The organism is Streptomyces sindenensis, from assembly GCF_014649035.1.
Lineage (GTDB): Bacteria > Actinomycetota > Actinomycetes > Streptomycetales > Streptomycetaceae > Streptomyces > Streptomyces sindenensis.
In genome coordinates this window covers 13,308-40,012 of the sequence record NZ_BMSG01000036.1, presented here as the reverse complement: position 1 = coordinate 40,012, position 26,705 = coordinate 13,308, and the positions used below count along the sequence as shown (strand labels likewise).

Below are 26,705 nucleotides of genomic sequence, written 5' to 3'. Positions count from 1 at the left end.
CTCATGGACGCCGTCACCCAGGTCCCCGCGCCGGTCAACGAGCCGGTCCACTCCTACGCGCCCGGCTCCCCGGAGCGCGCCCGCCTGGAGGCGAAGCTCAAGGAGCTCAGCCACAACCCGATCGACCTGCCGATGACCATCGGCGGCGAGAAGCGGATGGGCGGCGGCGAGCGGGTCAACGTCGTGCAGCCGCACAACCACAAGGCCGTCATCGGCACCTTCGCCGGGGCCACCGAGCAGGACGCCCGGGACGCCATCGACGCGGCCCTCGCCGCCGCTCCGGCCTGGCGCGCGATGTCCTTCGACGACCGCGCCGCGATCATCCTGCGCGCCGCCGAGCTGCTCTCGGGCCCCTGGCGCGAGACGCTGGCCGCCTCCACCATGCTCGGCCAGTCCAAGACCGCCCAGCAGGCCGAGATCGACACCCCCTGCGAGCTCATCGACTTCTGGCGCTTCAACGTGCACTACGCGCGCCAGATCCTCGCCGAGCAGCCCCCGGCCAACTCCCCGGGCGTGTGGAACCGCATGGACCACCGTCCGCTGGAGGGCTTCGTCTACGCGATCACGCCGTTCAACTTCACGGCCATCGCGGGCAACCTGCCCACCGCCCCCGCCCTCATGGGCAACGTCGTCGTGTGGAAGCCGTCCCCGACGCAGACCCACGCCGCCGTGCTGCTGATGCAGCTGCTGGAGGAGGCCGGGCTGCCCAAGGGCGTCATCAACCTGGTCACCGGTGACGGCAAGGCCGTCTCCGAGGTGGCGCTGAACCACCGCGACCTGGCCGGTATCCACTTCACCGGCTCGACGCCCACCTTCCAGCACCTGTGGAAGACGGTCGGCAACAACATCGCCAACTACCGCACCTACCCGCGGCTCGTCGGCGAGACCGGCGGCAAGGACTTCGTCGTCGCGCACCCCAGCGCCGACCGCGCCGTCCTGAAGACCGCGCTGACCCGCGGCTCCTTCGAGTTCCAGGGCCAGAAGTGCTCCGCGTCCTCGCGGGCGTACGTCCCCGCCTCGATCTGGAACTCCGGCTTCAAGGAGGAGTTCGCGGCCGAGGTCGACTCCATCAAGATGGGTGACGTCACCGACCTGACGAACTTCATCGGGGCCGTCATCGACGACCGCTCGTTCGCCAAGAACAAGGCCGCGATCGACCGCGCCAAGTCCGACCCGACCTGCACGGTCATCGCGGGCGGCACCTACGACGACTCGGTGGGCTACTTCGTCCGCCCGACCGTCATCGTCTGCACCGACCCCGAGAACGAGGTCTTCACGACCGAGTACTTCGGTCCGATCCTCGCGATCCACGTCTACGAGGACGAGGCCTACGACGCCATGCTGGAGCAGATGGAGTCGGTCTCCGACTACGCGCTGACCGGCTCGGTCATCGCGGGCGACCGCGCGGCCGCCGCGTACACGATGGACAAGCTCCGCTACGCCGCGGGCAACTTCTACATCAACGACAAGTCGACCGGCGCCGTCGTCGGCCAGCAGCCCTTCGGCGGCGGCCGTGCCTCCGGCACCAACGACAAGGCGGGCGCCCCGCAGAACCTCCAGCGCTGGACCCTGACCCGGGCCATCAAGGAGACGCTGGTCCCGCCGACCGACTACACCTACCCCCACCAGGGCTGACGCCCTCCCGGGGCGCCGCGGCGCGGCGCCCCGGACCCGGGGTCTTCCCCAGGACCCCCTCAGAGCACCGCCCCCCGACCGGCCCCCCTGCCGGCCGGGGGGCGGTTTCCATGTGCGCCGTGCACGGGGCCGCGTGTGCGCCGTTCACGGGGCTGCTGCACGTGTGCCTTTCACGGGGCTGTACGCGTACCGTTCACGGGGCCGGGTGAGGTTCCTCAGATCTCCACGAGCACCTGATCCGGTGACTTGCGCACCAGGTCGGGGACCTCGCAGTCGTCGGCGGGATAGCCGACGGGGATCACGGCGAACGCCTTCTCGTTCTCGGGCCGGCCCAGGACCTCGCCGAGGAAGCGCATCGGGCTGGGCGTGTGGATCAGCGCGGCGAGACCGGACAGATGCAGGGCGGTGAGCAGCATGCCCACCGCGATGCCGACGGACTCGTCCACGTAGTAGTGCTTGCGCCTGGTGCCGTCCTCGCCCAGCCAGTAGCGCTGCTGGAACACCACGATCAGGGCGGGCGCGTCCGTCATATGGGCCTTGACCGCGTCCGTGCCCAGCGGGCGCAGCGCGGCCAGCCACTCCTCGCCGAGCCGCCCGTCGTAGCTCACCTGCTCCTCGTGCTCGGCGGCCTCCCGGATCCGGCGGCGGACCTCCGGGTCCTTGACCAGGACGAAGGTCCAGGGCTGCTGGTGTGCGCCGGAGGGGGCTGTGGCCGCGCAGGCGATGGCGTCGCGCACCACTTGCTCGGGGACGGGGTCGGAGGAGAAGGCGCGGACGGTCCTGCGTCCGTCCATGCGTTCCCGCAGCCGGGCGGAACGGGCGAGGGACTCCTCGGGGGCGATCCGCTCGGGGCGGTAGGGCGTGGGGCGGTACGGGGCGCCATGGGTGGGCGACCACCGCGCGGGTGCGGGCGTGGTGTCGGACATGGCCGCAGTGTGCGCGGCGGGGTCGGCCGGGCGGAAGCCGCACTTCGGACAGACCCGGAGCCGGTCCCGGTCAGCGTCCGGTGACCGGTGATCAGTGACGGGTGACTGGCGATCAGTGACCGGTGACGGGTGACTGGCGACCAGTGACGGGCGACCGGTGCGGTCTGTCCGTCCAACGGCCCCCGGGGCACGCGGTCTTGTGGTTTAGGTAATGGGCATGTCAAATTCCTTCTCGGTACGTCCCCACACGTCACCTCAGAAGGAGTTCCCCCCATGAGACGCAACTCCCGCGCGCGCCTCGGCGTTTCCCTGCTGCTCGTCGCCGGCGCCCTCGGCCTCGGAGCCGCCCCGTCCACCGCCGCCGACACCGCCGCCCCCTCGGCGATCCCCGCCCCGTCCGCGTACGCCCTCGACGCCGAGGTGGAACGCTCCCTCGGTGCCGCCACCGCCGGAACCTACCTCGACGCGAAGACCGGGAAGCTGGTCGTGACCGTCACCACCGACCGGGCCGAGGAGCGGGCCCGAGCCGCCGGGGCCACCGTCCGCCGGGTGGCCCGCAGCGCCGCCCAGCTCGACGCCGCCATGGAGACCCTGGAGGCCGAGGCCAAGATCACCGGCACCTCCTGGGGCATTGACCCGCGCACCAACCGGGTCGCCGTCGAGGCCGACTCCTCCGTCTCCGCCCGGGACATGGCCCGCCTCGAAGCCGTCGCCGAACGGCTCGGCGGCGCGGTCGAGATCAAGCGCGTCCCCGGGGAGTTCCGCCGCGAGGTGCTGGGCGGCGGTGCGATCTACGGCGGCGGCAGCCGCTGCTCGGCCGCCTTCAACGTCACCAAGGGCGGGGCCCGTTACTTCGTGACCGCCGGACACTGCACCAACATCTCCGCCAACTGGTCCGCCAGCTCGGGTGGTTCGGTCATCGGCGTCCGCGAGGGCAGCAGCTTCCCGACCAACGACTACGGCATCGTCCGCTACACCAACGGCTCCTCGCCCGCCGGAACCGTCGACCTCTACAACGGCTCCAGCCGCGACATCACCTCCGCCGCCAACGCCGTCGTCGGCCAGGCGATCCAGAAGAGCGGCTCCACGACCAAGCTGACCTCCGGCACGGTCACCGCCGTCAACGTCACCGTCAACTACGGCGACGGGCCCGTCTACAACATGGTCCGCACCACCGCCTGCTCGGCCGGCGGCGACAGCGGCGGCGCGCACTTCGCCGGATCCGTCGCCCTCGGCATCCACTCCGGCAGCTCCGGCTGCTCGGGCACCGCGGGCTCGGCCATCCACCAGCCGGTCACCGAGGCGCTCTCGGCGTACGGCGTGACGGTGTACTGAGCCGCGCCCCGTACGGCGTGACGGTGCACTGACCCGCGACCCGCTCCCGTACCGCGGGCGACCGATGCCCGCCCGGACCGTCGTGCCCCCGGTCCGGGCGGGTCATCCGGGTGCGGTCCGCCAACCCATGTGCGGTTCGCGCCGCCCGCGCGCGAGGATGGGCCCATGACCGAGCCCGTCGTGCGCACCGCCCCCACCTTCGAACTGACCGCCGCCGAGCGCGCGGAGATCCGTGACCTGCTCGACGTCGCCTTCGACGGCGACTTCGACGCCGAGGACTGGGACCACGCCCTCGGCGGCGTCCACGCCCTGATCCGGGACGCGGACGGCCTCCTGCTCGCCCACGGCTCCGTCGTCCAGCGCCGGGTCCTGCACGCGGACCGCTCCTACCGGGTCGGCTACGTCGAAGGCGTCGCCGTCCGCGCCGGCCACCGACGGGGCGGCCTCGGCCACCGGGTCATGGCCGCCCTGGAGCACGTCATCGACGCGGCCCACGACTTCGGGGCCCTCTCCGCCTCCGAGGCGGGCGCGGCCCTGTACACCGCGCGCGGCTGGCGGATCTGGCCGGGCCGGCTCGCCGCCCTCGGCCCGGACGGCCCCCTCCCGCTCCCGGAGGAGGAGGGCAGCACCTACGTCCGCCCGGCGGCCGGACACCCCCTCCCCGGGCCCGCCCGCCCGTTGGCCTTCGACTGGCGGAACGGCGACCTCCTCTGAGCCGACGGGCCGCTCCTGGCCGCTCCGGGCCGCCGGGCCGCGCGCGGACGGACTGCTCCCACGGCTGTGACCTGCACCGATCCAAGAGGCCGTCTCAGATAGTAGGAAGTCCGACTAACTGTGGAGACAGGACGGCCCGACTGTCCTAACTTGGTAGAAGCCGAACGCATCGCTCGATCGAGCGACCGGCGGATGGTGGCGCACGCCCGGAGCAGGTAACCCCTGCCGCGTACGCTCCCCGCCCCTTCCGGCGCCTCGAAATCCGATCCCGTTTTCCCGCCACCGCGCGGCGCTGTGCCGCCCGCGCCGGTGCCACGCGATCTCAGGAATCTCAAGGAGTCGATCCATCATGGCCGAGACCACTGTCCGCCGCGTCCGCCACACCTCCCGCCAGGCCGAGGCCGAGCGCCGCAACGCCGCCGCCGCCCTCCAGCGCGCCCTGGACCGCCGCGACAACGGCGGCGAGACCGGCCACTGAGCCGCTGTCCCCGCAGCCGCGTCCGCCCCTTCCGCCGTACCACCCACCCCACCCCGAACACTCGTGCGTCCGTCCGAATGGTGGACGTCGGATGTCATGGGGTGGGACGCACCGTTAGGCTCCCGGCATGTCTCGCAGCATCGATCTCGCAGTGATCCCCGGTGACGGAATCGGCCAGGAAGTCGTGGCCCAGGGCCTCAAGGTCCTCAACGCTGTCCTCCCGCAGGATGTGAAGCTGGAGACCAAGGAGTACGACCTCGGCGCCCAGCGCTGGCACCGCACCGGCGACACCCTCCCGGACGCGGAGCTGGAAGCCCTCAAGAACCACGACGCCATCCTGCTCGGCGCGATCGGCGACCCGTCCGTGCCGTCGGGCGTCCTGGAGCGCGGGCTGCTGCTGAAGCTGCGTTTCGCCTTCGACCACTTCATCAACCTGCGCCCCTCCAAGCTCTTCCCGAACACCGCGACCCCGCTCGCCGGCCGCCCCGACATCGACTTCGTCGTCGTCCGCGAGGGCACCGAGGGCCCGTACACCGGCAACGGCGGCTCGCTGCGCACCGGCACCCCCGCCGAGGTCGCCACCGAGGTCAGCGTCAACACGGCGTACGGCGTCGAGCGCGTGGTCCGGGACGCCTTCGAGCGTGCGGCCGCCCGGCCCCGCAAGAAGCTGACGCTGGTCCACAAGAACAACGTCCTCGTCTACGCCGGCCACCTGTGGAAGAACACCTTCGACCGGGTCGCCGCCGAATACCCGCAGGTCAGCACCGACTACCTGCACGTCGACGCCGCGACGATCTTCTTCGTCACCCAGCCGGAGCGCTTCGACGTCATCGTCACCGACAACCTCTTCGGCGACATCCTCACCGACCTCGCCGCCGCCGTCACCGGCGGAATCGGCCTGGCCGCCTCCGGCAACATCAACCCGACGGGCGCTTTCCCGTCGATGTTCGAGCCGGTCCACGGCTCCGCCCCCGACATCGCCGGGCAGGGCAAGGCCGACCCGACCGCCACGATCCTCTCCGTCGCCCTCCTGCTGCGTCACCTCGGCTACGACACCGAGGCCACGCGCATCGAGGACGCCGTCTCCGCCGATCTCGCGGAGCGCGACGGGGGCACTGCGCGTACGACCGACGAGATCGGCGACGCCCTCGCGGTACGCGTAGCGAGCTGACCCGACGACTCCACTTCGAAGCCGCCGGGTCGCATCAGCGCCCGGCGGCTTCACCTGTGCGGCCCCCGGGTGCCACCATCGACCTCTGGACCGCATTCACACCATTTCGTGCACAGCCCCCCGCAAGTGATAATCGAACGCGGGGCCGTGGCTCGCGGTGAAGCTCGGACGTCCTAGGACCTGACCAAAAAGCGTCGGGCCGAGGTGGCGTGAGCGCGGTCCATCACACACAAGACCGGTGAAGGACACGCACTCATGACGACGCCCACGATCGAGCTCAAGCCCTCCTCGAACCCGCTGTCCGACGCGGAGCGCGCGGCGATCCTGGCCAGCCCCGGATTCGGCCGGCACTTCACCGATCACATGGTGACGATCCGCTGGACCGAAGGCCGCGGCTGGCACGACGCCCAGCTGGTCCCCTACGGCCCGCTGTCGCTGGACCCGGCCAACATGACCCTGCACTACGCGCAGGAGATCTTCGAGGGGCTCAAGGCCTACCGCCAGCCCGACGGCACGGTCGCCTCCTTCCGCCCCGACGCCAACGCCCGCCGCTTCCAGCGCTCGGCCGCCCGGCTCGCCATGCCCGAGCTGCCCGTCGAGACGTTCATCGCGGCGTGCGACGCGCTGGTTCAGCAGGACAAGGCGTGGGTCCCGGCCCACGGCGGCGAGGAGTCCCTCTACCTGCGCCCGTTCATGATCGCCACCGAGGTCGGCCTCGGCGTGAAGCCGGCCAACGAGTACCTCTTCCTGGTCATCGCCTCGCCCGCCGGCGCCTACTTCCCCGGCGGCGTCAAGCCGGTCTCCATCTGGCTCTCCGAGAACCGCGTCCGCGCCGTCCCCGGCGGTATGGGCGACGCCAAGACCGGCGGGAACTACGCCGCCTCCCTCCTCGCCCAGGCCGAGGCCGCCGCGCACGGCTGCGCCCAGGTCGCCTACCTCGACGCGGTCGAGCACAAGTGGGTCGAGGAGCTCGGCGGCATGAACCTGTACTTCGTGTACGCCCAGGAGGACGGCTCGAAGAAGATCGTCACCCCGTCCCTCACCGGCTCGCTGCTCGCCGGTGTCACCCGTGACTCCCTCCTCAAGGTCGCCCGCGACCTCGGTTACGGCTCCGAGGAGGGCCGGATCTCCATCGACCAGTGGCGCGACGACACCGCGAACGGCACCCTCCTGGAGGTCTTCGCCTGCGGCACCGCCGCCGTCATCACCCCCGTCGGCCTGGTGAAGTCCGAGGGCGGCGAGTGGACCCAGAGCGGCGGTGAGCCCGGCGAGGTCACCATGAAGCTGCGGGAGCGCCTCCTCGACATCCAGCGCGGTGTCGTCGAGGACACCCACGGCTGGATGCACCCGCTCGGCTGAGGGGTTCCCCCGGCCCAAAAGGCCGCACCGGCTCCGCTGCCGGTGCGGCCTTTTCCGTCCCCGGCATATTGAGCGCTGCTCGAACCAGGGATCGGCGAGACTTCCGGACCGCATGGAATACAGTTAGAGTTGCGCTCTAAATCCTCGTTCCAGGAGTATCCATGCCGACCGCCCCCGCCCCCTTCCGCATGCCTCCCGAGTGGGCCCCGCACGAGCGCACCTGGATGGCGTGGCCGGGGCCCAACCCCACCTTCGCCTCCGACGCCGAGCTGGCCGAGGCCCGCCGCGCCTGGGCCGCCGTCGCCCGGGCCGTGCGCCGCTTCGAGCCGGTCACGATGGTCGTCGGGCCGGGGCAGGAGGAGGGGGCGGCGGCGCTGCTCGGGCCCGACGTCGAGCTGGTCGTACGGCCGCTCGACGACGCCTGGATGCGGGACATCGGCCCCACCTTCGTCACCGACGGCCGCACCCTCGCCGCCGTCGACTGGACGTTCAACGGCTGGGGCGCCCAGGGCTGGGCCCGCTGGGAGAGCGACCAGCACATCGCCCGGGCCGTCGCCGAGCTGACCGGGACCCCCGCCCACAGCTCCCCGCTCGTCAACGAGGGCGGGGCGATCCACGTCGACGGCGAAGGCACCGTCCTGCTCACCGAGACCGTCCAGCTCGGCAAGGAGCGCAACCCCGGCTGGAGCAAGGAGCAGCTCGAGGCCGAGATCCACGCCCGCCTCGGCACCGAGAAGGCGATCTGGCTGCCCCGGGGGCTGACCGGCGACTACGGGACGTACGGCACGCTCGGCCATGTCGACATCGTCGCCGCCTTCGCCCGCCCCGGCACCGTCCTCGCCCACGTCCAGCCCGACCCCGCCCACCCCGACCACGCGGTCACCCGGGAGCTGCTGGCCGTCCTGCGCGCCGCCACCGACGCCAGGGGCCGCGCCCTGGAGGTCGTCGAGGTGCCCGCGCCCACCGTGCTGCGCGACGAGGACGGCGAGTGGGTCGACTACTCCTACATCAACCACTACCTCTGCAACGACGGCGTGGTCCTCTGCGCCTTCGACGACCCGCGCGACGAGCAAGCCGCCGCGGTCTTCCGGGGCCTGTTCCCGGACCGTACGGTGACCCTCGTCGACGCCCGTACGATCTTCGCCGGCGGTGGAGGCATCCACTGCATCACCCAGCAGCAGCCGAAGATCTGAGCCCAGCAGCCGAAGAGCTGAACCCAGCAGCCGAAGGTCCGAGCCCTCATGCCCCCCGCCCCCCGTCGCACCCACCACGCCGCCCCGCCCCGCGAGGACGTCCTCGCCGCCGCCATGGCCACCATCGCCGAGCGCGGACTCGACGGGCTGACCATGGCCGGGCTCGGGAGGGACGTGGGGATGAGCAGCGGGCACCTGCTCTACTACTTCCGCACCAAGGACGAACTGCTCCTGCGGACCCTGGAGTGGAGCGAGGACCGCCTCGGGGCCGAGCGTCGCGCCCTGCTCGCCCGGCCGGGGAGCGCCCGCGAACGGCTGGACGCGTACATCGGCCTCTACCTCCCGGCCGGGCACCGCGACCCCCACTGGACGCTCTGGCTGGAGGTCTGGGGCCGCTCGCAGAACGCCGACGACGACGCCAGGGCGCGGCAGGCCGCCATCGAAGGGGCGTGGCACCGCGACCTGGTGGCGCTGCTCGCCGAGGGGGTCTCGCGCGGCGAGTTCCGCCCGGTGGACGCCGACCGGTTCGCCGCCCGGCTGCGGGCGCTCCTGGACGGGTTCAGCATCCACGTCACGGTGGGCATCCCGGGGACGGGCCGTGCGCAGGTGCTCGCCCAGGCGGCGGAGTTCCTGGACGAGACGCTGTCACCGGGCGCCACCTGAGGATGCGACCGGTGTCACGACCGCATCCTGAGACACCGCCGTCAGGCGGCCCGCGCTGTGCCAGACTGCTGCCGTGTCCTCGTTCGTCATGATTATTGGCAGCAGGCGCGCCGGTCCGCAGTGACCGTTCCGTACCACCCCGTACGGCACGGCCACCGTGCCCCAGACCCGCGCGCAGACCTCTCGCACCCGCGAGGGGTTTTTTCGTTTTCCGGCCCGCATCCGGGTCGGAACGAGGCAAGCGGGATGATGGGGGCAAGTGGAACTCGATCGTCCGGATCCACTCATCCGACAGGAGCCAGATCAGCATGACCACCAAGGCCAACGCCACCGACGACAGTTTCCATGTCTTCGACACCACACTGCGCGACGGTGCTCAGCGTGAGGGCATCAACCTGACGGTCGCCGACAAGCTGACCATCGCCCGTCATCTGGACACCTTCGGTGTGGGTTACATCGAGGGCGGCTGGCCGGGGGCCAACCCCCGCGACACGGAGTTCTTCGCCCGCGCCCAGAAGGAGATCACCTTCGAGAACGCCCAGCTCGTGGCGTTCGGCGCGACCCGCAGAGCCGGGGGCAACGCGGCCGACGACCCCCAGGTCAAAGCGCTCCTGAACTCCGGCGCCCCGGTGATCACCCTGGTGGCCAAGTCCCACGACCGCCATGTGGAACTGGCCCTGCGCACCACCCTGGAGGAGAACCTGGAGATGGTCCGCGACACCGTCTCCCACCTGCGCGAACAGGGCCGCCGGGTCTTCGTGGACTGCGAGCACTTCTTCGACGGCTACCGGGCCAACGCCGAGTACGCCAAGTCCGTGGTCCGTACCGCCCACGAGGCGGGCGCCGAGGTCGTCATCCTCTGCGACACCAACGGCGGCATGCTCCCCGCCCAGGTCCAGGCCGTCGTCTCCACCGTCATCGCCGACACCGGCGCCCGGCTCGGCATCCACGCCCAGGACGACACCGGCTGCGCCGTCGCCAACACCCTGGCCGCCGTCGACGCGGGCGCCACCCACGTCCAGTGCACGGCCAACGGCTACGGCGAACGGGTCGGCAACGCCAACCTCTTCCCCGTCGTCGCCGCCCTGGAACTCAAGTACGGCATGAAGGTGCTGCCCGAGGGCGCGCTCGCCGAGATGACCCGGATCTCCCACGCCATCGCCGAGGTCGTCAACCTCACCCCCTCCACCCACCAGCCGTACGTGGGTGTCTCGGCCTTCGCCCACAAGGCCGGGCTGCACGCCTCCGCGATCAAGGTCGACCCGGACCTCTACCAGCACATCGACCCGGAGCTGGTCGGCAACACCATGCGGATGCTGGTCTCCGACATGGCGGGCCGCGCCTCCATCGAGCTGAAGGGCAAGGAGCTCGGCATCGACCTCGGCGACGACCGCGCCCTGGTCGGCCGGGTCGTGGACCGGGTCAAGGAGCGCGAACTCCAGGGCTACACCTACGAGGCCGCCGACGCCTCCTTCGAACTCCTCCTGCGCGGCGAGGTCGAGGGCCGGGCCCGCCGCTACTTCCGTACCGAGTCCTGGCGGGCGATCGCCGAGGACCGCCCCGACGGCACCCACGCCAACGAGGCCACGGTCAAGCTCTGGGCCAAGGGCGAGCGCATCGTCGCCACCGCCGAGGGGAACGGCCCGGTCAACGCCCTGGACCGGGCGCTGCGCGTCGCCCTGGAGCGGATCTACCCGCAGCTCGCCAAGCTGGAGCTGATCGACTACAAGGTCCGCATCCTGGAGGGCCGCACCGGCACCGAGTCCACCACCCGCGTCCTCATCACCACGGGCGACGGCACCGGCGACTGGGCGACCGTGGGGGTGGCCGAGAACGTCATCGCCGCCTCCTGGCAGGCCCTGGAGGACGCGTACACCTACGGACTGCTGCGCGCGGGCGTGGAGCCCACGGAGTAGCCCGCCGGGTGGGTGGTGTCGCGCCCGGCGCGACACCACCCACCCAGCCTTTCAGCTGGCAGAGAGCTTCTGCTGGACTTGACCGACGAGGTCTCGACACTTGGTCGTGTTCTTGAAAAGAGGCGCGAGATAGTTGCTTGGGTAACTATCCTCGATAGCCGCGATCAGGGCATCGAGCACCTTACCCGTTACGCTGTGAATTCTGGCGAGTTCGCCGTCCCAGTTGTACTGCGGGTCGCTGACTTTAGAGAGGTTGAGCTGACTGAAAACCAGCTGCAGGATGATCCGGTTTCCGTGCGTAGCGATGGCGAACTCGCGGTCATAGAGAAATGGGCGGCGCTCCTGCAGGTCTGATTCGACTGCGCGCATTACCTGAACGCAACGCCACACTCGGTGCGCAGTCGTTCCCCCGTTGAAGAGGTTTACATAGGGCGCTCTCTCCGTGTTTTCGGAGAGCCTACCCACGGAGCTTTTCGACATGACTGTGTAGTAGGGGTTGTCGAGCGCACAAGCGAGCGCAACGATGGCATCCTCCACTGTGCATCCGTCAGCCTCTGCGGGGGCGCTCTCACCCCGTTTCACCGAGTACTGCTTGTGCAGGGACAGGAGCATGTCACGGCGTAGGCGTTCCTGCTGTGGATCCAATGCGACGAAGTCCCGATTCTCGACACTGTTCTGCGTGTTGGTCGCCCGGGTTACGTCGATGGCGAAATCTGGAGGGCACCCCTCCAGAGAGATGAAGCGAACCCACACCCGAGCATCGGCGAGCGCGGCCTCGCTCTTTTTTGCAGCCCGATGGATGCTTGCCACCGTCTGTGCGCCATTTACTACACTCACACCGTCGACCACGAAGTCTCCATAAGCGTGAGTGGCCCCGCCCCGAGGGGTCTTCTTGACGGATTGACACAGAGCGGTGATTCCGTTGTTAAAATACCAGAAGTGCTGCCCCTGATTCAAGAGAGTGGCTGTCAGGCCTTCGTTCACGTCGGTGTTTCCGAGGGACTTGCGGAGGTTCTGCGAGAACAGTCGGTCCCCGTGGTGCTCGTACCAAGAGGCGATCTCGGATGCCTGGACCAATCCGTAGTACGCCTGGAACGGAAGATCTACTGTTCCCCATTGTTCGATGGGTACCGTGATGTCGATACTCGGACCTGCAGTCCCTTCGACGACCATTGAATGAAATTCCTTGAGTCCCAGCACTTCGAGCGAGACCACTGGGTCGTTCTCATTCACTTCTTCGAGAAAGTCGTCGAAGACGATTTGAGCCTCATTGGGCAGTGTGCTGCGGCCAGTGGTGGCGACGACAACGATGAAGGTCACAGCCGCATCACTGAGTGCGGCAGAAATTGCTTCCTGTCGCTCTCGAAGAGTTTCAGAGAAGCGATGAAAACGCATGTTGAAGAGATCTCCACATCCGTTTCTGATCTTGAGGGCATCTGCTTGGGAAAGACCGGCGTTGCCTGAGTTGTCGAGCTTCGACTGAACCAGGACGATACGTCGATTTTCCTCATCAATTGCAATCGCATCGATGCCATTGTCACCGAATCCGTCCACCACGCTTTTCGCCGCCTCGACCGGCGTGGCGCCGGTGTAGCGTTGGACGGCCCGGGCGGCGAGGGCGCGACTGAAGAAGGCGGATTGGCGCTGCTCGGCAGGCCTTCCTTCATAGTCCGATAGGTCGATCAGGTTCTCGAAGTCCCGCGAAAGAGAATCCTGGATGTGTCGGACGCGCAGCGCACGCATGGGTCCCGCCCCTCAATGATCCTAGAGAACCCGTTCAGCGTAGCGAGTCGACCGTGGATGGGCCCCGTCATTACATGCACTGAGCGGAACGATGGGTGAGCCCGTTGGGAGAAGCCGAGGTGTCGGGGGCTTACCGCTTCAAGGCTTCCATGTGGGGGTTGATCGTTCAAGAGGTGAACGCATGGCATGTCACCGCTCGGCTGCTCCATGGGTCCGGACCGATCTCGACGTGAAGTATTGACGGCCCTGTGTCGGCGCGGTTAACTCACGCCGCAACGCCGGTACCGGTTCCGGAACCGGTACCGGAGCATCTCTCCCCAAGCCTGCCCGCGCCCTGCCCCCGCCTGCCCTCTTCCGCCCCGCCTGGCCCCCTGGAGGACCGGATGCGCGTCACCATCGCCGATGTCGCCCGTGAGGCCGGCGTCAGCAAGACCACCGTGTCCCGGGTCATCAACACCAAGGGCGAGGTGGACCGGACCACGGCCGCCCGTGTTCGTGAAGTGATCGCACAGCTCGGCTACGTACCCAGCTCCGGTGCCGTCGGTCTCGCCCGCGGCTCCAGCCGTACGGTCGGGATGCTCGTGCCCTCGCTGACCTGGCCGTGGATGGGCGAACTGCTCCAGGGCGTCGTCGACACCGTCGAGGCGGCCGACCACGGGCTGCTGCTGTTCACCTGCAACCGCGGGGCCGAGTCCGTCCAGCGCTTCACCAGCCAGGTGTCCGCGCGCGCCTTCGACGGGCTCGTCGTCGTGGAACCCGAGAACACCCTCGGCCACCTCACCGAACTGCACCGCGACGGCCTGCCGATCGTGCTCATCGACGACCGCGGCCACCACCCCGAGTTCCCCTCCGTCGTGACCACCAACCACGAGGGAGGCGCGTCCGCGGCCCGCCACCTGCACGCCGCCGGACGCACCCGGCCCCTGGTCCTGACCGGCCCCCAGCACTTCGGCTGCGTACGGGACCGGCTCAACGGATTCCGCTCCGTCCTGCCCACCGATCTGGTCGTCGAAGGGGACTTCACCGAACGCGGCGGCCGGCTCGCCGTCGAGGAACTCCTCGCGCGGGACGTCACGTTCGACTCGGTCTTCGCGCACAACGACATCAGCGCCGCGGGCGTGCTCCGCGCCCTGCGGGCCGCCGGGCGCCGGGTCCCGGACGACATCGCCGTCGTCGGCTTCGACGACATCCCGATGGCCGAACACACCGAACCGCCGCTGACCACCGTGCGCCAGCCCACCCGACGCATGGGCGAGACGGCGGCCCGGATGCTGCTCTCCCACCTCGCCGGCACGCCCGTACCCGACGGACCGGCCGTGCTGCCCACCGAACTGGTCGTGCGCCACTCGGCGCCGTGACGGACCCGGCCGCCCGGCCGCGCCCCGCCTCGCACTTTCCGCCCGCCGGGATCTCCCAGACCCGGCAGCCCCTTCCTGGAGTCGCCATGTCCGTACGCCGTCGCACCACCCTCAGAGCGGTCGCCGCAGCCACCGTCGTGGTGGCGCTCGCCGCCGGTTGCTCGAACGCCAACTCGGGTGCCAACAAGGGCGGCGGGGCCGCCGGTGTACTGACCCTCGGCAAACCGGACGGGCCGCAGACGAACAACAGCAACCCGTTCCTGACGACCTCGGCCGGAGCGGTCCTCGGCTACCGCCACATGATCTACGAGCCGCTGGCGATGACGAACATGATCCGGCCCACCGAGAAGGCCGACCCCTGGCTCGCCACCGAGTGGACCTGGGAGGACAACTTCACCAAGGTCACCTTCACTTTGGACGAGCGGGCCGAGTGGGCCGACGGCAAGCCCCTGACCGCCGCCGACGTCGAGTTCACCTTCAACCTGCTGAAGAAGCACCCGGCGCTCAACGGCGACGGCGTCCCCTTCGACGGGGTCGCAGTCAAGGGCAAGCAGGTCGTGCTGACGTTCAAGGAGAGCCAGTTCGTCAACCAGAACAAGATCATCCAGACCTTCATCGTGCCCAAGCACATCTGGGAAAAGGTCGACAACCCGGAGACCTGGCCCAACCGCAACCCGGTCGGCTCCGGACCGTACAAGCTCAAGACGTTCACCCCGCAGACCACCACCCTGACCGCCACGCCGACCTACTGGAACGGCGAGACCAAGGTCAAGGAGCTGCGCTACACCGCCTACAACGACAACAGCGCCGCCACCACAGCGCTGGCCACCGGCAAGATGGAGTGGTCCTTCGTCTTCATGCCGAACCACAAGCAGCTGTTCCTCGACAAGGACCCCAAGAACCACCACCTCTGGTTCCCCTCCGGCCTCGGCGTCCACGGACTGTGGTTCAACACCACCCGCAAGCCCTTCGACAACCCGGCCCTGCGCCGGGCCATGGCGATGGTCGTCGACCGCAAGGCCATCCACGTCCAGGCCCAGGCCACGCTCTACCCGGAGATCACCAACCCCACCGGCATCCCGCTCCCCGCCGGTGAGCCCTTCCTCGCCCCCGAGTTCGAGAACGCCACCACCAAGCCCGATGTCGCCGGCGCCAAGAAGCTGCTCGCCGAGGCCGGATTCAAGCTCAGCGGTGGCGTGCTCAAGGACCCCGGCGGCAAGCCGGTCACCCTCACCCTCACCGACCCGGCCGGATGGAACGACTACATCACCGGACTCGCGATCATCAAGGACAACATCAAGGAACTCGGCATCGAGGCCAAGGTCAAGACCCAGACCGCCGAGGCCTGGGGCACCGACGTGGCCAACGGCAACTTCGACGCCACCCTGCACTGGACCAACAGCGGCGCCACGCCCTACGACATGTACCAGAACATCATGGACGGGGCGATCGTCCAGCCCATCGGCAAGAGCTCCCAGGCGGGCAACTTCGGCCGCTTCAAGAACGCCGAGGCGACGGCCGCGCTCAAGGAGTACGCGGGCGCCACCACCGACGCCGCCCGGACCAAGGCCCTCAACACCCTCCAGAAGATCTTCGTCGAGCAGGCCCCCATGATCCCGACGGCCGCCGCGCCCATCGGGGCCGAGTACTCCACGAAGAACTGGATCGGCTGGCCCACCGAGGCGGACCCCTACGCCCCGCCGCAGCACACCCAGCGGACCGCGCTGGAGATCGTGCTCAACCTCAAGCCCTCCACCAAGTAGGCACGGGGAAAGACCGGACGGGAAGAAGACGGGAAACCGGCCATGACCAGCGATCAGCCCGAGCACGCGCGGACCGGCTCCGAGCCCGCGCCCACCGGCACCGACGTGGTGCTGGAAGCGCGCGGAGTCACCAAGCACTTTCCCCTGCGCCGCACCGCACGCGACCTGTTCGCCCGCGAGCGCCGCAGCGTCCACGCCGTCGACGACGTCTCGCTCCGGCTGAGACGCGGCACCGTCACGGCTCTGGTGGGGGAGTCCGGCTCGGGCAAGTCCACCGTCGCCCGCCTGCTCGCCCAGCTCTATCCGCTCACCTCGGGTGAGATACGGCTCGGCGGCCAGCCGGTGGCCGCCGGTCGTGGCCGGTCCTTCCGCCGTTACGTCCGCCGGGTCCAGCTGATCTTCCAGGACCCCTTCGCCTCGCTGAACCCGGTGCACACCGTGCGCTACCACCTGACCCGCGCCCTGAAGATCCACGGCCGGGCGGGCAACGGGAAGGCGGAGCTGGAGGAGAACCTGGCCGCCCTGCTGGGCAGGGTCCAGCTGACCCCGCCGCAGCAGTTCCTGGACAAGTTCCCGCACGAACTGTCGGGCGGGCAGCGCCAGCGCGTCGCCATCGCCCGGGCGCTCGGCGCCGACCCGCAGGTCCTCCTCGCCGACGAACCCGTCTCGATGCTCGACGTGTCGATCCGGCTCGGCGTCCTCAACCTCCTGCGCGACCTCAAGGAACGCCTCCACCTCGCGATCCTCTACATCACCCACGACATCGCCTCGGCCCGCTACTTCGCCGACACCACCCTCGTCATGTACGCGGGCCGGATCGTCGAGGGCGGCGACAGCGAACGCGTCACCCAGCACCCCGCCCACCCCTACACCCAGCTGCTGATCGCCTCCGCGCCCGACCCGGACCGGATCGCCGCCGACGAGGAACAGGAGGAGACCGGCACCGGCGAACCGCCCTCCCTGATCACCCCGCCCGCCGGCTGCCGCTTCCACCCCCGCTGCCCGCAGGCGATGGAGCGCTGCCGCACCGAACTGCCACCGCGCTTCGACCTGCCACAGGGCCAGTGGGCCGCCTGCTGGCTGTACGAGGGGGCGGCCGCGAACGGCACGGAACCGGTGGCGGTCCGCACGGTTGCGAAGGAGGCCACCCGGTGAAGTACCTCCTCCAGCGCCTCGCGTTCTACGCCGTCACCGCGTGGGCCGCGATCACCATCAACTTCCTCATCCCCCGGCTCATGCCGGGCGATCCCGTACAGGCCCTCCTCAGCCGCTACCAGGGGCAGCTCGACACCAAGGCCATCGACTCGCTCAAGGCCCTCTTCGGCCTCGACGAGCAGCAGTCGATGTGGCAGCAGTACACCGACTACTGGGCCCACCTCCTCGACGGCGACCTCGGCCTCTCCTTCACCTTCTTCCCCACCCCGGTCAGCGAGGTCATCGGCCAGTCCCTGCCCTGGACGCTGGCCCTGGTCGGCACCACCACGCTCATCAGCTTCGTCCTCGGCACCGGCATCGGCGTCTACAGCGGCTGGAAGCGCGGCTCGTGGCTGGACGGGCTGCTGCCCGTCACCACCTTCATCTCCTCCATCCCCTACTTCTGGCTGGGTCTCGTCGCCATCGCCGTGTTCGCCGAGAAGTGGGCGCTGTTCCCCAACTCCGGCGGCTACGACAACGCGCTCGTCCCGGCCTTCGACTGGCCGTTCGTCTCCAGCGCCCTCTACCACGCGGTGCTGCCCGGCGTGACGATCGTCCTCAGCGCGGTCGCCGGCTGGATCCTCGGCATGCGGAACATGATGGTCACCGTCTCCTCCGAGGACTACGTGATGGTCGCCCAGGCCAAGGGGCTCTCCGAGCGGCGCGTGATGTTCGGCTACGCCGCCCGCAACGCGGTCCTCCCCAACATCTCCGGCTTCGCCCTCTCCCTCGGCTTCATCGTCGGCGGCACCCTGCTCGTCGAGATGGTCTTCACCTACCCGGGCATCGGCTTCCAGCTGCTCCAGGCGGTCGGCGCCAAGGACTACCCGCTGATGCAGGGCGTCTTCCTCATCATCACGCTCTCCGTCCTCGCCGCGAACCTGCTCGCCGACCTCGTCTACGCCGCCCTCGACCCCCGTACCCGGAAGGAGGCGTAGCCCCGTGCCCACCACCCGCGTCCGCGCCGCCCGCCCCCGTATCCGGAAGGCCTGAGGCCCCATGTCCATCACCGCCACCGACGTCGCCGCCCTCGACGACGCGCCCCCGCCCACGGCCCCCACCCGCCGGGCCCGGCTCCGGTTCCTGCGCGGCGGGAAGACCCGCACCGGCCTGATCATCCTGGCGTTCTTCGTCCTGCTGGCCATCGCCGGGCCCTGGCTCGCCCCCTACGACCCCGACGCCATGAGCGACCAGCTCCTCCAACCGCCCTCCGCCGACCACTGGTTCGGCACCACGCACACCGGGCAGGACGTCTTCTCGCAGATCCTCGTCGGCACCCGGGGCGTCCTCGTCGTCGGACTGCTCGCCGCCGCCATCGCCACCGCGCTGTCCGTCCTGATCGGGGTCAGCGCCGGATTCCTCGGCGGAGCGGTCGACGAGATCCTCTCCGCGCTCTCCAACATCTTCCTGGTGCTGCCCGGACTCCCGCTGATCATCATCGTCGCCAGCTTCGTCCCCGACACCGGCGACCTCGTCATCGCCGTCGCCATCGCCCTGACCTCCTGGGCCTGGGGATCGCGGATCCTGCGCGCCCAGACCCTGTCGCTGCGCCGCCGCGACTACGTGGAGGCCGCCCGCGCCACGGGCGAGTCGACCCCGCGCATCATCCTCTTCGAGATCCTGCCGAACCTCACCGCCGTCATCGCCTCCGGCTTCGTCGGCACGGTCATCTTCGCCGTCCTCACCGAGATCACCCTCGCCTTCATCGGCGTCGCCGACATCTCCCACTGGAACTGGGGCACCGTCCTCTTCTGGGCCCAGTCCAACCAGGCCCTCGCCCAGGGAGCCTGGTGGTGGTTCGTCCCGGCCGGCCTGTGCATCGCCCTGCTGGGCACCGCGCTCGCCCTCATCAACTTCGGCATCGACGAGTTCGTCAACCCCCGCCTGCGCACCGCCACCGGCTCCTCCCGGAAGGTGAGGATGCGCGTCGGCTTCACCCCGGTCGCCCGGAAGTCCACCGGCGACGGACCCCGCGAGCACAGCAGCAAGGAGCCGCGCCCATGAGCGCCGAGCCGGTCCTGACCATCAGCGGACTCAACGTCGACTACGGCACCGACGCGGGCGCCGTCCACGCCCTGCGCGACATCGACCTCACCCTGAACCGGGGCGAAGTCCTCGGCCTGGCCGGGGAGTCGGGCTCCGGCAAGTCGACGCTCGCCTACGCCGTGACCCGGCTCCTGTCCCCGCCCGGCGTCATCACCGGGGGAGAGGTCCACTACCACCGCCCCGGCGGCGACCGCGTCGACATCCTCTCCCTCGCCCCGCGGGAGCTGCGCGCCTTCCGCTGGCAGGAGCTGTCCATCGTCTTCCAGGGGGCGATGAACTCCCTCAACCCCGTGCACACCGTCCACAGTCAGCTCACCGACGTCCTCGCCGCCCACCGCCCCGAGCTGAAGAAGCGCCAACGCACGGACCGAGCCAAGGAGTTGCTGGAGCTCGTCGGCATCTCCGCCGACCGGCTCGCCGCCTACCCGCACCAGCTGTCCGGCGGGATGCGCCAGCGCGTGATGATCGCCATGGCGCTCGCCCTGGAACCCGAGATCGTCATCATGGACGAGCCGACCACCGCGCTCGACGTCGTCATGCAACGGCAGATCCTGCGACGGCTCGTCCAGTTGAGGGAACAGCTCAACTTCTCGGTCGTGTTCATCACCCACGACATCTCCCTCCTGATCGAATTCTCGGACCGGATCGCGATCATGTACGGGGGCCGCATCGTGGAGCAGGCGGGCGCGGCGGAGATCTACCGCGACCCCCGCCACCCCTACAGCGACGGGCTCCTCCACTCCTTCCCCGCGCTCCACGGCCCGCGCCGCGAACTGACCGGCATCCCCGGCTCCCCGCCGCACCTCTCCGCGATGCCCACCGGCTGCGCCTTCCACCCGCGCTGCGGCAAGGCCTTCGCCCCGTGCGCCGGGCGGATCCCGCCGCTCGCCCCGCCCGCCGACAGCCCCGGCCGGACGGTCGCCTGCCATCTGCACGCCTGACCCGGCCCCTCCCCTGCCACGTACGGAGACCGATGAACCTCGCCACCACCCCTCAGCGAAGCCTCGTCCCGGCCCCGGTACGCGGGCTCCCCGCCGACTTCCGCTGGGGCGTCGCCACCTCCTCGTACCAGATCGAGGGGGCCGCCGCCGAGGACGGCCGCACCCCGTCCATCTGGGACACCTTCTGCCGGGTCCCCGGGGCGGTGGAGGGCGGCGAGCACGGTGACGTGGCCTGCGACCACTACCACCGGATGCCCGAGGACGTGGAGCTGATCGCGGGCCTGGGCGTGGACACCTACCGCTTCTCGCTCGCCTGGCCCCGCATCCAGCCGGGCGGCCGGGGCTCCGCCAACCGGAAGGGGCTGGACTTCTACAAGCGGCTGGTCGACGAACTCCAGGGACGCGGCGTCACCCCCTGGATCACGCTCTACCACTGGGACCTGCCGCAGGAGCTGGAGGACGCGGGCGGCTGGCCCGCGCGCGACACCGCCCTGCGCTTCGCGGAGTACGCCTCCCTCGCGTACGAGGCCCTCGGCGACCGGGTCGAGCACTGGACCACGCTCAACGAGCCCTGGTGCTCGGCGATGCTCGGTTACGCCTACGGGCTCCACGCCCCCGGCCGCCGCGACCCGGGCGACGCCATGGCCGCCGTCCACCATCTGCTCCTGGGCCACGGCCTCGCCGCCGGTGCGCTGCGCGAGGCGGCCGGGAGCAACCCGCTGGAGCTGGGCATCACCCTCAACCTCGGCACGGCGACTCCGGAGACCGGCAGCGAGGCCGACCGCGAGGCGTGCCGCCGCGCCGACGGCATGGGCACCCGGCTCTACCTCGACCCGCTCGTCCACGGCCGCTACCCCGAGGACATCGTCGCCGACCTGGCCGCCCAGCACATCGAACTCCCGGTCCAGGAAGGCGATCTCGCCGCCATCGCCGCCCCGCTCGACGTGCTCGGCGTCAACTTCTACCGGGGCATGCAGTTCTCCGGCGTCACCGAGGACGGCTCACCGCTCGACGCCGAAGGACTCCCGGTCGTCCGGGCCGTGGACCGCGACCTGCCGCGCACCGCGATGGACTGGGAGATCACCCCGACCGAACTCACCCACCTGCTGGTGCGGCTGGAGCGCGACTACGGGCTGCCGACCGTCATCACGGAGAACGGCGCGGCCTTCGACGACACCGTCGCCGCCGACGGCTCCGTCCCCGACGCCGACCGCACGGCCTACCTCGCCGACCACATCGACGCGGTCGTCGCGGCCCGTGCCCAAGGGGCCGACGTCCGGGGCTACTTCGCCTGGTCGCTGATGGACAACTTCGAGTGGGCCTACGGCTACGCCAAGCGGTTCGGCATCGTCCGCGTCGACTACGACACCCAGACCCGCACGCTCAAGGACAGCGCCAAGTGGTACCGCGACACGATCCGCCTCACCCGCGACGCCGACACCGCTTGACACCCCGCCCCTCTGATCCGTAACAACGCCCGGCACCCCCGACACCGGAAAGAGAGCGCTCCCACAGATGCCCCGCATTCCGCACACCCGCCCCCGCAAGGGCAGAAGCAGACCCGCGACGGCCGCCTTCGCCGCCGCGGCCGTCCTGGCCACCCTGCTCGCCGGATCGGCCACCGGCCCCGCGGCCGCGGCCGACGAACCCGCCCCCGTCCTCATCGACCGCTTCGAGGGCGAGGTGCCGCTCGGCAACACCCCGCCCGCCGACGCCATCTTCACCTGGGGCGGCGACGCGGACGACCACCCGCAGCTCGAACTGGCCGAACGCGCGGACGCCCCCGAGGGCGAGCAGGTCCTCGAAGGCTCCTACGACATCAGCGCCTACGGCGGGTTCAGCCATGAGTTCGCCGTGGACACCCCGCCGCAGAACTGGACCGCCCACAAGGGCATCCGCTTCTGGTGGTACGGCCAGAACACCGCACCCCTGCCGCCCGGTTCGGGCAAGCGCGTCAACTTCGAGATCAAGGACGGCGGCGCCAACGGCGGCGCGTCCGAACTGTGGACGACCTCCTTCACCGACGACTGGGAGGGCTGGCACCTCGTCGAGATCCCCTTCGCGGACTTCGTCTACCGGGCCGACTACCAGCCCGTCGGCGGCATCGACCAGGTCCTCGGCCTGAACGAGATGTGGGGCTACGCCCTCACCCTCCCCGGTGGAGCGCCCGGCGAATTCGCGCTGGACGCGGTCGAGCTGTACGGCAAGGCGGAGCCGGCACTCACCGCGAGCGTGGTCACCGACACGGCCGTACGCCCGGTGAGGAACGGCGCGACCGCCGAGCTGACGCTCTCCGTCGCCACCACCGGCTCCGTCCCCACCGAGGAGCCGGTCACCGTCGCGTACACCACCAAGGGCGGCACGGCGGAGGCCGGCAAGGACTACACCCCGGTCACCGGCAGCCACACCTTCCCGGCGGGCACCGCGTCCGGCACCACCCACAAGGTCACCGTCCGCACGGCGAAGGCGTCGAAGCCCGCCGAGGCGAAGACGATCCCGCTGGAGCTGACCGTCACCGGCGCGAAGGCCCCCCGGGAGAACCCGCAGGTCGTCATCGACGCCCACGGACTCCCCTACCAGAACGCCAAGCTGCCGGTGAAGCAGCGGGTCGCCGACCTGCTGGGACGCCTCTCGCTCGCCGAGAAGGCCGGCCAGATGACCCAGGCCGAGCGCAACGCGCTCCGCGCCCCCGGTGACATCGCCGCCTACGACCTCGGCTCGCTGCTCTCCGGCGGCGGCTCGGTCCCCACCCCGAACACGGCGGCCGCCTGGGCCAAGATGGTCGACGCCTACCAGCTGCGCGCCCAGGCCACCCGCTTCCAGATCCCGCTGATCTACGGCGTGGACGCGGTGCACGGCCACAACAACGTCGTCGGCGCGACGATCATGCCGCACAACATCGGCATCGGCGCGGGCCGCGACCCGAGGAGCGCCGAGAAGACGGGTGCGATCACCGCGAAGGAAGTCCGCGCCACCGGCGTCCCGTGGGACTTCGCCCCCTGCGTCTGCGTCACCCGCGACGAGCGCTGGGGCCGGTCGTACGAGGCATTCGGCGAGGACCCGGCCCTCGTCGAGGCCATGGAGACGGTCATCCAGGGCATGCAGGGCAGCCCGTCCGGCAGAGACCTGCACCGCAACGACAAGGTGCTCGGCAGCGCCAAGCACTTCGTCGGCGACGGCGGCACCGAATTCGGCTCCTCCACCACCGGCTCGTACACGACCGACCAGGGCATCACCAAGGTCACCCGCCAGGAGCTGGAGGCGGTGCACCTGTCGCCGTTCGAGGAGTCGGTGAAGCGGGGCGTCGGCACGATCATGCCCTCGTACTCCTCCCTCGACATCCTGGGCGACGGTCAGGGCCCGGTGAAGATGCACGCCAACGCCGAGATGATCAACGGCGTCCTCAAGGACCGGATGGGCTTCGAGGGCTTCGTCATCAGCGACTGGCAGGCCATCGACCAGATCCCCGGCGACTACCCGAGCGACGTCCGTACCTCCGTCAACGCCGGACTCGACATGATCATGGTCCCGACGGCGTACCAGGACTTCACCAAGACGCTCAAGGACGAGGTGACGGCGGGCCGGATCAGCGAGGCCCGTATCGATGACGCGGTCGCCCGCATCCTCACCCAGAAGTTCCGCCTGGGCCTCTTCGAGAAGCCGTACGCGGACACCACTCACCTCGGCAAGGTCGGCTCGACCGAACACCGCGCGGTGGCCCGGGAGGCGGTCGCGAAGTCCCAGGTACTGCTGAAGAACGACGGGGCGGTCCTGCCTCTCGAACCGAACCAGAAGGTGTACGTCGCCGGGTCCAACGCCGACGACATCGGCAACCAGGCCGGCGGCTGGACGATCAGCTGGCAGGGCTCCTCCGGCAGCATCACCCCGGGCACGACCATCCTGGAGGGGATGAGGAAGGCGGCGGAGGACCCCGACTCCGTCACGTACTCCCGCGACGCCTCGGCCGCCACGGACGGCTACGACGTCGGTGTGGTGGTCGTCGGCGAGACCCCGTACGCCGAAGGCATCGGGGACGTCGGCAACGGCCACGACCTGGAGCTGACGGCGGCCGACAAGGCGGCGGTCGACAAGGTCTGCGCGGCGATGAAGTGCGCGGTCCTCATCGTCTCGGGCCGCCCGCAGCTCATCGGCGACCAGCTCGGGAAGATCAACGCCCTGGTGGCCTCCTGGCTGCCCGGCTCCGAGGGCGACGGGGTGGCCGACGTGCTCTACGGCAAGCGCGCCTTCACCGGGCAGCTCCCGGTGACCTGGCCGAAGTCACAGGCCCAGCTCCCGATCAACGTGGGGGACCGGACATACGACCCGCAGTTCCCGTACGGCTGGGGCCTGACCACCCTGAAGAAGCCCCCGGCCGGCGGTGAGCTGACCCTCACGGCCCTCGCCGTGGCCGCCCAGGTCGCCGAGAAGGCGAAGCTGGGGAAGACCCCGGCGGGCAAGGCGATCGTGGACCAGGCCCGGCTGCTGGTCCAGCAGAAGATCGGCGGGACGTTCGGCCAGGCGGTCGCGGGGCCCTTCGCGGAGGCGGACCACCTGCTGCTCAAGGGCGATCTGACGGGCGCGGTGGCCAAGCTGCGCACGGCCTACCGGGCCGCGTAGGCACCCGCTCTCCGGGCGGGCGACGGCGTTCGTCGCCCGCCTGGAGTAGCGTGAAGTATGAGGAAAAGGCTCTTCCCCGCGCTGCTGGCGGGCCTGCTGCTCATCTTCGCAGCGGCGGCTCTCGCCCTGACCTCTCCCGCGTCGGCGGCCCCGGCCGCCACCGTCCAGGACGCCGCCCAGGCCCTGCGCGACGACCCGGTGTACGTGGACCCGGGCGCCCGTGATCAGCTCTCCGTCGCTGACGAGAAGGCCCTGGAGAACAAGATCACGAACGCCGGCAAGCCGGTCTTCGTCGCCGTCCTCCCCGATACCCCCGCCTTCCCCGAGGAAGGCCTCCTCCGGACCCTGCGCAGCGACACCGGCATCACCGGCGTCTACGCCATCCGCCTCGGCGACGGCTTCGACGCGGGCGCGGACCCGCAGGTCATGCCGGTCCGGGCGGTCGAGAACCTCACCGCCGCCGTGGAGAACCCCACCACCGCCGGCAACGCCGACGCCCAGCTCAACGCCTTCGTCGACCGCGCCGTCGAACAGGCCCGGGGCACCGCCCCCGCCTCCTGGTCCGGCGGCGGAGGTGCGGCGGACGGGCCCGGGACCCCGGTCGGCGGCCTGATCACGCTCGGCGCACTCGTCGCGGCGGGCGGCGCCGGCGCGTACGCGATCTCCCGCCGCAACAAGCGCCGCAAGGAGGAAGAGGAGCGCATCGCGCTCGAAAAGCTCCGGGTGGTCGTCGACGAGGACATCACCGCGTACGGCGAAACCCTGGAACGCCTGGACTTCCACCCGGCCGAGAAGGGCGCGGACGACACCATGCGCGCCGACTACGAACGGGCCCTGGACTCCTACGAGAGCGCCAAGACCAGGATGGACCGGGCCACGCACCCCTCGGACGTGCGCGGGGTCACCCAGTCCCTGGAGGACGGCCGCCACTCCCTCGCGGTCCTGGAGGCCCGCCGCACCGGCAGGGCGATCCCCGCCCGCCGCCCGCCGTGCTTCTTCGACCCGCGCCACGGTCCCTCGGTCACCGACGTGCTCTGGACCCCGTCCGGCGGCGCGGCCCGCGAGGTCCCGGTCTGCGGCGCGGACGAGGTCCGCCTCAGCCGGGGCGAGGACCCCATGAGCCGGACGGTCGACGTCGGTGACGGCAACCGCCGCCCGTACTGGGAGGCGGGCCCGGCGTACGGCCCCTGGGCGGGCGGCTACTTCGGCGGCGGCCTGCTCCCCGGCCTCCTCGTCGGCACCATGCTCGGCTCGATGCTCGCCACCCCGGCGTACGCCTCCGAGTACGGCGGCGGTGACTTCGGCGACGGCGGCGCGGGCGGCGACTGGGGCGGTGGCGACTTCTCCGGCTCCGACTTCGACTCCTCCGGCTTCGGTGGAGGCGGCTTCGGCGACGGCGGAGGCTTCGGGGGCGGCTTCGACGGCGGAGGGTTCTGAGACCCTCGGAGGCCCGGGCCCCCGCCCCAGGGACCGTTGCAGCCGCCCCGGCGCCAGGAACCTTTGCAGCCGCCGCGGCGCCAGGAACCTTTGCAGCCGCCCTGGCCCCAGGGGTCTTTGCAGCCGCCCCGGTGCCACGGTCTTCCCTCAGCGCCCCGGGTTCCGGTCGATCCCCTCAGCCGGGGCCCGGGGTCCGGGGCTCACGGGGCCCCGGGG

20 protein-coding genes are annotated in these 26,705 nt (G+C 70.4%); 18 read left to right on the top strand and 2 right to left on the bottom strand.

Features of this window, described 5'->3' with window-relative positions; all coding sequences use genetic code 11:
* The first annotated feature begins 3 nt into the window (after positions 1-3).
* Positions 4-1,635, top strand: a complete 1,632-nt coding sequence (gene pruA / locus IE145_RS28590; protein WP_189528328.1) for an L-glutamate gamma-semialdehyde dehydrogenase — start codon at positions 4-6, stop codon at positions 1,633-1,635.
* Between the two features lie 215 nt (positions 1,636-1,850).
* Here the strand turns inward: pruA and IE145_RS28585 are convergent, their stop codons facing one another.
* Positions 1,851-2,561 carry a nitroreductase family protein gene (locus tag IE145_RS28585; RefSeq protein WP_189528327.1) on the bottom strand — a complete coding sequence of 237 codons (711 nt, stop codon included), beginning with the start codon at positions 2,559-2,561 and terminating at the stop codon, positions 1,851-1,853.
* Positions 2,562-2,834: 273 nt separating this feature from the next.
* On the opposite strand from IE145_RS28585, the gene IE145_RS28580 reads away from it, so the two are divergent.
* The 8 genes from IE145_RS28580 (at position 2,835) to cimA (ending at position 11,390) form a co-directional block, all read left to right on the top strand.
* Positions 2,835-3,896, top strand: a complete 1,062-nt coding sequence (locus IE145_RS28580; protein WP_189528326.1) for a S1 family peptidase — start codon at positions 2,835-2,837, stop codon at positions 3,894-3,896.
* Between the two features lie 165 nt (positions 3,897-4,061).
* Entirely contained in the window at positions 4,062-4,610 is a 549-nt protein-coding gene (locus tag IE145_RS28575) for a GNAT family N-acetyltransferase (protein WP_189528325.1), read from the top strand.
* Positions 4,611-4,959: 349 nt separating this feature from the next.
* Positions 4,960-5,088 (top strand): hypothetical protein, encoded by a 129-nt coding sequence (locus IE145_RS33795; RefSeq protein WP_010056400.1) that lies wholly within the window; start codon positions 4,960-4,962, stop codon positions 5,086-5,088.
* A gap of 127 nt (positions 5,089-5,215) precedes the next feature.
* A complete protein-coding gene (locus tag IE145_RS28570) occupies positions 5,216-6,259 on the top strand; it encodes a 3-isopropylmalate dehydrogenase (RefSeq protein WP_010056399.1) in 1,044 nt (347 codons plus the stop codon).
* Between the two features lie 255 nt (positions 6,260-6,514).
* On the top strand, positions 6,515-7,618 hold the full coding sequence (locus IE145_RS28565) for a branched-chain amino acid aminotransferase (protein ID WP_189528324.1): 1,104 nt from the start codon (positions 6,515-6,517) through the stop codon (positions 7,616-7,618).
* A gap of 161 nt (positions 7,619-7,779) precedes the next feature.
* On the top strand, positions 7,780-8,811 hold the full coding sequence (locus tag IE145_RS28560; RefSeq protein WP_189528323.1) for an agmatine deiminase family protein: 1,032 nt from the start codon (positions 7,780-7,782) through the stop codon (positions 8,809-8,811).
* Positions 8,812-8,859: 48 nt separating this feature from the next.
* Complete coding sequence (locus IE145_RS28555; protein WP_189528322.1) at positions 8,860-9,474, top strand: TetR/AcrR family transcriptional regulator; 615 nt, start codon at positions 8,860-8,862, stop codon at positions 9,472-9,474.
* 308 nt (positions 9,475-9,782) lie between these two features.
* Positions 9,783-11,390 carry a citramalate synthase gene (cimA, locus tag IE145_RS28550; RefSeq protein WP_189528321.1) on the top strand — a complete coding sequence of 536 codons (1,608 nt, stop codon included), beginning with the start codon at positions 9,783-9,785 and terminating at the stop codon, positions 11,388-11,390.
* Between the two features lie 51 nt (positions 11,391-11,441).
* On the opposite strand, the gene IE145_RS28545 is transcribed toward cimA, so the two are convergent.
* Positions 11,442-13,133 (bottom strand): AIPR family protein, encoded by a 1,692-nt coding sequence (locus tag IE145_RS28545; RefSeq protein ID WP_189528320.1) that lies wholly within the window; start codon positions 13,131-13,133, stop codon positions 11,442-11,444.
* Positions 13,134-13,516: 383 nt separating this feature from the next.
* Between IE145_RS28545 and IE145_RS28540 the strand changes: the two genes are divergently transcribed.
* The 9 genes from IE145_RS28540 (at position 13,517) to IE145_RS28500 (ending at position 26,489) form a co-directional block, all read left to right on the top strand.
* Complete coding sequence (locus IE145_RS28540) at positions 13,517-14,491, top strand: LacI family DNA-binding transcriptional regulator (RefSeq protein WP_189528319.1); 975 nt, start codon at positions 13,517-13,519, stop codon at positions 14,489-14,491.
* Positions 14,492-14,577: 86 nt separating this feature from the next.
* Positions 14,578-16,254 (top strand): ABC transporter substrate-binding protein, encoded by a 1,677-nt coding sequence (locus tag IE145_RS28535; protein ID WP_189528318.1) that lies wholly within the window; start codon positions 14,578-14,580, stop codon positions 16,252-16,254.
* A 42-nt stretch (positions 16,255-16,296) separates the two neighbouring features.
* A complete protein-coding gene (locus tag IE145_RS28530) occupies positions 16,297-17,409 on the top strand; it encodes an ABC transporter ATP-binding protein (protein ID WP_189528317.1) in 1,113 nt (370 codons plus the stop codon).
* Entirely contained in the window at positions 17,406-18,386 is a 981-nt protein-coding gene (locus IE145_RS28525) for an ABC transporter permease (protein ID WP_189528316.1), read from the top strand. Before IE145_RS28530 ends, IE145_RS28525 begins: the two co-directional genes overlap by 4 nt.
* 61 nt (positions 18,387-18,447) lie before the next feature.
* Entirely contained in the window at positions 18,448-19,452 is a 1,005-nt protein-coding gene (locus IE145_RS28520; protein WP_189528315.1) for an ABC transporter permease, read from the top strand.
* Entirely contained in the window at positions 19,449-20,435 is a 987-nt protein-coding gene (locus IE145_RS28515) for an ABC transporter ATP-binding protein (RefSeq protein ID WP_189528314.1), read from the top strand. Before IE145_RS28520 ends, IE145_RS28515 begins: the two co-directional genes overlap by 4 nt.
* 32 nt (positions 20,436-20,467) lie before the next feature.
* The gene (locus tag IE145_RS28510) at positions 20,468-21,883 is read left to right on the top strand and encodes a GH1 family beta-glucosidase (RefSeq protein WP_189528313.1); all 1,416 of its coding nucleotides are present in this window, start codon (positions 20,468-20,470) and stop codon (positions 21,881-21,883) included.
* A gap of 67 nt (positions 21,884-21,950) precedes the next feature.
* A complete protein-coding gene (locus IE145_RS28505) occupies positions 21,951-25,052 on the top strand; it encodes a glycoside hydrolase family 3 N-terminal domain-containing protein (protein WP_189528312.1) in 3,102 nt (1,033 codons plus the stop codon).
* 57 nt (positions 25,053-25,109) lie between these two features.
* Positions 25,110-26,489, top strand: coding sequence for a hypothetical protein (locus IE145_RS28500; protein ID WP_189528311.1), 1,380 nt, complete (start codon positions 25,110-25,112; stop codon positions 26,487-26,489).
* The last annotated feature ends 216 nt before the right edge of the window (positions 26,490-26,705 follow it).

Coding starts and splice junctions, on each gene's coding strand:
- IE145_RS28565 (WP_189528324.1), top strand. CDS start 6,515: ATGACGACGCCCACGATCGAGCTCAAGCCCTCCTCGAACCCGCTGTCC.
- IE145_RS28505 (WP_189528312.1), top strand. CDS start 21,951: ATGCCCCGCATTCCGCACACCCGCCCCCGCAAGGGCAGAAGCAGACCC.
- IE145_RS28530 (WP_189528317.1), top strand. CDS start 16,297: ATGACCAGCGATCAGCCCGAGCACGCGCGGACCGGCTCCGAGCCCGCG.
- IE145_RS28580 (WP_189528326.1), top strand. CDS start 2,835: ATGAGACGCAACTCCCGCGCGCGCCTCGGCGTTTCCCTGCTGCTCGTC.
- IE145_RS28535 (WP_189528318.1), top strand. CDS start 14,578: ATGTCCGTACGCCGTCGCACCACCCTCAGAGCGGTCGCCGCAGCCACC.
- IE145_RS28515 (WP_189528314.1), top strand. CDS start 19,449: ATGAGCGCCGAGCCGGTCCTGACCATCAGCGGACTCAACGTCGACTAC.
- IE145_RS28585 (WP_189528327.1), bottom strand. CDS start 2,561: ATGTCCGACACCACGCCCGCACCCGCGCGGTGGTCGCCCACCCATGGC.
- pruA (WP_189528328.1), top strand. CDS start 4: ATGGACGCCGTCACCCAGGTCCCCGCGCCGGTCAACGAGCCGGTCCAC.
- IE145_RS28510 (WP_189528313.1), top strand. CDS start 20,468: ATGAACCTCGCCACCACCCCTCAGCGAAGCCTCGTCCCGGCCCCGGTA.
- cimA (WP_189528321.1), top strand. CDS start 9,783: ATGACCACCAAGGCCAACGCCACCGACGACAGTTTCCATGTCTTCGAC.
- IE145_RS28520 (WP_189528315.1), top strand. CDS start 18,448: ATGTCCATCACCGCCACCGACGTCGCCGCCCTCGACGACGCGCCCCCG.
- IE145_RS28560 (WP_189528323.1), top strand. CDS start 7,780: ATGCCGACCGCCCCCGCCCCCTTCCGCATGCCTCCCGAGTGGGCCCCG.
- IE145_RS28575 (WP_189528325.1), top strand. CDS start 4,062: ATGACCGAGCCCGTCGTGCGCACCGCCCCCACCTTCGAACTGACCGCC.
- IE145_RS28540 (WP_189528319.1), top strand. CDS start 13,517: ATGCGCGTCACCATCGCCGATGTCGCCCGTGAGGCCGGCGTCAGCAAG.
- IE145_RS28570 (WP_010056399.1), top strand. CDS start 5,216: ATGTCTCGCAGCATCGATCTCGCAGTGATCCCCGGTGACGGAATCGGC.
- IE145_RS28500 (WP_189528311.1), top strand. CDS start 25,110: ATGAGGAAAAGGCTCTTCCCCGCGCTGCTGGCGGGCCTGCTGCTCATC.
- IE145_RS28545 (WP_189528320.1), bottom strand. CDS start 13,133: ATGCGTGCGCTGCGCGTCCGACACATCCAGGATTCTCTTTCGCGGGAC.
- IE145_RS28555 (WP_189528322.1), top strand. CDS start 8,860: ATGCCCCCCGCCCCCCGTCGCACCCACCACGCCGCCCCGCCCCGCGAG.
- IE145_RS33795 (WP_010056400.1), top strand. CDS start 4,960: ATGGCCGAGACCACTGTCCGCCGCGTCCGCCACACCTCCCGCCAGGCC.